The organism is Pseudundibacterium arcticum (genome assembly GCF_042646465.1).
Classification (GTDB): Bacteria; Pseudomonadota; Gammaproteobacteria; order Burkholderiales; family Burkholderiaceae_D; genus Undibacterium_A; species Undibacterium_A arcticum.
On record NZ_JBHRTP010000087.1, the window covers coordinates 1 to 4,917 of the forward strand.

Consider the following 4,917-nt stretch of genomic DNA (forward strand, 5'->3'; position numbering starts at 1 on the left):
AGCCTTCAAAGTCCTGCTCGGCTTCGGCGCACAGTGCGTTATAGGCGTCCATGCCGGAGATGGTCGCGTCCTGGACGAATTCTGCGGGTGGGAGGAATACGCGCGTTTCCTGTTTTACTGTTTCGATGTCTGCCATGGTTGTCTCCGCCTGAAGTAATTTTAATTCCGACTAACATAGACGCTTACTCTTACTTAAGCCTTACACATCTGATAAGCAACCGCAAGCTGCGATGCGGCAAACCCTGTGCGGGAAATAAATAAATTGTAGGGTGCGCCGTGCGCACCATCCATCGTCGGCGCCATGATGGCGGTCGCATCGGTGCGCACGGCGCACCCTACTCCGATGCATTTTAAGTGCTATGCAGTGTCCCATCAGCCGAGAAGGCACGCGGCCATTGGGCTTTACCAGTCGACCGGATTAAAATACTCCTGCCCAGTATGACTTAACTTCCATTCATTTAATTGCGGAATGACAACGATATACGTGGGAGTATATTCATCGTAGCCGGCGTTGATCGGCCGAAGCCGCCGCCACCGTGCGCGCCGCAGGTCCACACCGGCGTTTCGCATTAGCTTGCCGCTTTGCCAAACTGAGCGATTGCGTTGTGTCATGTTTGCCTCAGCAATCGAACGATCCCCGCCCGATGGCCTGTTCGCGGTCCGCTGCGAAACGCGACGCACGTGTAAAATGTGGGGGTTTTTGTTGTCCTTCAGCATCCCGGTCCTGCACCATCCCGAAATTTCAAGAACGAGCCTATGACCGATCCTATCTCCGGCGCTGTGAGCACCCCGCGCAAGTTGCGTCCGCTGCCGAACCTGATCTTCATGAGCCGCTGGCTGCAGCTGCCGCTGTATCTTGGCCTGATCTTGGCGCAATGCGTCTACGTATTCCACTTCTGGGTCGAACTGTCGGACCTGATCGGCGCGGCGCTCGGCAGCCCCGGCGCGCTGCAGCATATTCTGGACGCGGTCGCAGTCGAAGGCGCCACCACGCCGACCAAACTGAACGAAACCACGATCATGCTGGTGGTGCTGGGCCTGATCGACGTGGTGATGATTTCCAACCTGCTGATCATGGTGATCGTCGGCGGTTACGAGACTTTTGTCTCGCGCATGGATCTGGACGGTCATCCCGACCAGCCGGAATGGCTGTCGCACGTCAATGCCTCGGTCCTGAAGGTCAAGCTGGCGATGGCGATCATCGGCATCTCGTCGATCCATCTGCTCAAGACCTTCATCAACGCCAGGGAATACGATGCGCAAACGCTGCTGGCGCAGACCGGCATCCACATTACGTTCCTGCTGTCGGCGCTGGCGATTGCCTACTGCGACCGGCTGATGACCGAGACGCAACGGCAGGCCAACCTGCAGTCGCATTAATTCATATTCAATTCACCTCAATTCACCTCATTTCAAATTAAACCCGCTCATCCCCGCGAGAATCCCATGACCATCATCAAGCAAGACGATCTGATCGAATCCGTCGCCGCCGCGCTGCAGTACATCAGCTACTACCATCCGGCCGACTACATCGCGCATCTGGCGCGCGCCTACGAGGCGGAACAGAGCCCGGCCGCGAAAGATGCGATCGCGCAGATCCTGACCAACTCGCGCATGTGCGCCGAAGGCAAGCGCCCGATCTGCCAGGACACCGGCATCGTCAACGTGTTCCTGAAGATCGGCATGGGGGTGCGGCTGGAAGGCTTCAGCGGCTCGATCACCGACGCCGTCAACGAGGGCGTGCGCCGCGCCTACAACTTCGACGACAACAAGCTGCGCGCGTCGATCGTGGCCGACCCGCAGTTCGACCGCAAGAACACCAAGGACAACACGCCGGCCGTGGTGCACATGGAACTGGTGCCGGGCAACAGCATCGACGTGCAGGTCGCGGCCAAGGGCGGCGGCTCGGAAAACAAGACCAAGTTCGTGATGTTGAACCCGTCCGATTCGCTGATCGACTGGGTCATGAAGACCGTGCCGACCATGGGCGCCGGCTGGTGTCCGCCCGGCATGCTCGGGATCGGCATCGGCGGCACCGCCGAGAAGGCGATGCTGATGGCGAAGGAATCGCTGATGGAAGACATCGACATGTACGAGCTGAAACAGCGCGGCCCGCAAAACAAGACCGAAGAACTGCGCATCGAACTGTGCGACAAGATCAATGCGCTCGGGATCGGCGCGCAGGGTCTGGGCGGCCTGACCACCGTGCTCGACGTCAAGATCCGCATGTATCCGACCCACGCGGCCTCGAAGCCGGTGGCGATGATCCCGAACTGCGCCGCCACCCGCCACGGGCATTTCGTGCTCGACGGTTCCGGTGCTGCGTATATGGAACCGCCGTCACTGTCGAACTGGCCAAACGTGCACTGGATGCCGGACACCGAAAAATCAAAACGCGTCGATCTCGACACCTTGACGAAGGCAGAAGTCGCGTCGTGGAAGCCGGGCCAGACCCTGCTGCTGAACGGCAAGATGCTGACCGGCCGCGACGCCGCGCACAAGCGCATCGCCGACATGCTGGCCAAGGGTGAAAAATTACCGGTCGACTTCACCAACCGCGTGATCTACTACGTCGGCCCGGTCGATCCGGTACGCGATGAAGCGGTCGGCCCGGCCGGCCCGACCACCGCGACGCGGATGGACAAGTTCACCGACATGATGCTGGAAAAAACCGGGCTGATCTCGATGATCGGCAAGGCTGAACGCGGCCCGGCCGCGATCGAATCGATCAAGCAGCACAAGTCGGCCTACCTGATGGCCGTCGGCGGCGCCGCTTACCTGGTGTCGAAGGCGATCAAGTCGGCGCGCGTGGTCGGCTTCGAGGACCTCGGGATGGAAGCGATTTACGAGTTCGACGTCACCGACATGCCGGTCACGGTCGCGGTCGATGCCAACGGCACCTCGGTCCACAACACCGGACCCAAGGAATGGCAGGCCAAGATTGCCGAAAGCAGCGTCAACCAGATTGCGGTGGTGGCCAAGTAACTGATGGTCAGCTGTCGTAGGTCGGGTACAACCCGACACGTCAACCTGCCGCGGAGCCAAACGTCGGGTTACGCTGCGCTCACCTGACCTACGCAGTGCCGCCCCGCCCTTCGACCAGCCCAGGATAAGCTGGCCGGTGGCCAGGCGGGGATGACGGCCAATATACTCCCCATAAAAATTGAGAAAATAGTCGTATTGCCCTTGATTTTATTGGCCTCTGGAAAATACACGTGCCAGTATAATTTTGGCATTTACCGCCCTCTTACCTCTTAACCAACGTGACCCAAGATTCTGCGATGCCTAGCTCCGCGCCGATCGGCGTTTTCGACTCCGGCATCGGCGGCCTGTCGGTGCTGCGCCATATCAGGGCGCAGTTGCCGCACGAATCGCTGCTGTATTTTGCCGATTCCGGCTTCGCACCCTATGGTGACAAGCCGGAGCCGGTAATCGTCGAACGCACGCTGGCGATTGCCGATTTCCTTCTGCAACAAGGTGTCAAGGCGCTGGTGGTGGCCTGCAACACCGCCACCGCCGCCGCGATCAAGGCCTTGCGCGCGCATTATCCGGCGCTGGCGGTGGTCGGCGTCGAACCTGGCCTGAAACCCGCCGTGGCGTTAACCCGCAGCAAGATCGTCGGGGTACTGGCGACCGATAACACCCTGAAAAGCGCCAAGTTCGCGCAACTGCGCGCACAAATCAGTGCCGACAGCGGCGTCCGTTTCCTGCCGCAAGCCTGCATCGGCCTGGTCGACCAGATCGAAAAAGGCGAACTGCACTCGGCCGACACCGCGTTGCTGGTGCAGCGCTATGTCGCGCCGCTGATCGCGCAAGGCGCCGACACGCTGGTGCTCGGCTGCACCCACTATCCGTTCGTGCAAGGCTTGATCGACGCGGTGGTATCGCGCAGCAGCGAGCAACCGGTCAGCGTGATCGACACCGGCCAGTCGGTAGCGCGGCATCTGGCACGATTGCTGGCGGAACACGGCTTACTGAGCGCCACGGCGACCGAAGGCAGCTTGCAAGCCTTCACCACCGGCAGCCACGGCGCGCTGGCACATGCCTTCACCCAACTGCTGCAACTGCGCCCGCCAGTGATGCAAATTGCAGCGGAAACGCCGATCGCCGCGGCCGTCTAGATCGATCTGCGATTTTGATTTGCCAGTTCGCCACAAAGTTTGTATAATTCGCAGCTGTTCTGGTAACACATCAGGACAACAGTAGTGCAAGCAGTGGTGGCCGTAGCTCAGTTGGTAGAGTCCAGGATTGTGATTCCTGTTGTCGTGGGTTCGAGCCCCATCGGCCACCCCACCGCCCCTGTAAATTCAAGCGTTTCGAAGTGATACACCATACTGTATAAGGTGTTTTTACAACGGTATTTTGAAGTTTACAATCCGCCTCAAAAAGCTCCCCCAATAAATCCACATCTCTAGCACTGTAAATGCGTGCGGCAGCGCTATTGCGCCCAATCAATCAAAGTTGATCTTGGCGCATTTCATCACTATTAATTGACGCTCACGGCGCCATCCCATTGGCCCGAATAAAAGCTTGAGCCGAACGGCCAGTTGCAGCCACTTCCTCCATTTCGAAAATCAGCGACTTAACAGATCCGTCCATTTCTGTTGAAAGTACCCGGCTGCCGGGATCGGTTGCAGCGCCGCTGCCGGCGCCTGCGGTTTGGGTGACGCCGGCAGATCCACCACAGAGGGCGGTGCCGATGCGCAGGCGCTCAGAACGAGCAAGGGCAGTACGGACAGTAGATAGTTCTTCATCGTGGACTTTCGTGATGTTGGCATTGTCAATGTGTTGTTGCTCTGCAACTCTCTCGTTGTTCTTCACGCGCGACAGGATGGCTGCGTTGTCGGCCTGCATGCGCTCGGCCTTGTCCGCGTCCCATTCCGCTTTCATAGACGTCTCACCTTGCGTAAAAACGTG

At 59.2% G+C, this 4,917-nt stretch carries 5 protein-coding genes and 1 tRNA gene; 4 read left to right on the forward strand and 2 right to left on the reverse strand.

The annotated features are described in order from the left end of the window. Window positions 1-402: 402 nt before the first annotated feature. Window positions 403-717 (reverse strand): hypothetical protein, encoded by a 315-nt coding sequence (locus ACFOFO_RS22695; protein ID WP_390332948.1) that lies wholly within the window; start codon window positions 715-717, stop codon window positions 403-405. A gap of 39 nt (window positions 718-756) precedes the next feature. Between ACFOFO_RS22695 and ACFOFO_RS22700 the strand changes: the two genes are divergently transcribed. The 4 genes from ACFOFO_RS22700 to ACFOFO_RS22715 all read left to right on the forward strand — a co-directional run bounded on the left by ACFOFO_RS22700 (window position 757) and on the right by ACFOFO_RS22715 (window position 4,293). Further along, window positions 757-1,380 carry a TIGR00645 family protein gene (locus ACFOFO_RS22700; protein WP_390323117.1) on the forward strand — a complete coding sequence of 208 codons (624 nt, stop codon included), beginning with the start codon at window positions 757-759 and terminating at the stop codon, window positions 1,378-1,380. Between the two features lie 66 nt (window positions 1,381-1,446). Continuing rightward, on the forward strand, window positions 1,447-2,985 hold the full coding sequence (locus tag ACFOFO_RS22705; RefSeq protein WP_390332949.1) for a fumarate hydratase: 1,539 nt from the start codon (window positions 1,447-1,449) through the stop codon (window positions 2,983-2,985). Between the two features lie 296 nt (window positions 2,986-3,281). Further along, entirely contained in the window at window positions 3,282-4,121 is an 840-nt protein-coding gene (gene murI / locus ACFOFO_RS22710) for a glutamate racemase (RefSeq protein WP_390323115.1), read from the forward strand. A 96-nt stretch (window positions 4,122-4,217) separates the two neighbouring features. Continuing rightward, a tRNA-His gene (locus ACFOFO_RS22715) sits at window positions 4,218-4,293 on the forward strand. Window positions 4,294-4,497: 204 nt separating this feature from the next. On the opposite strand, the gene ACFOFO_RS22720 is transcribed toward ACFOFO_RS22715, so the two are convergent. Further along, on the reverse strand, window positions 4,498-4,917 hold a 420-nt coding region (locus tag ACFOFO_RS22720), incomplete at its 5' end, for a hypothetical protein (protein ID WP_390332951.1).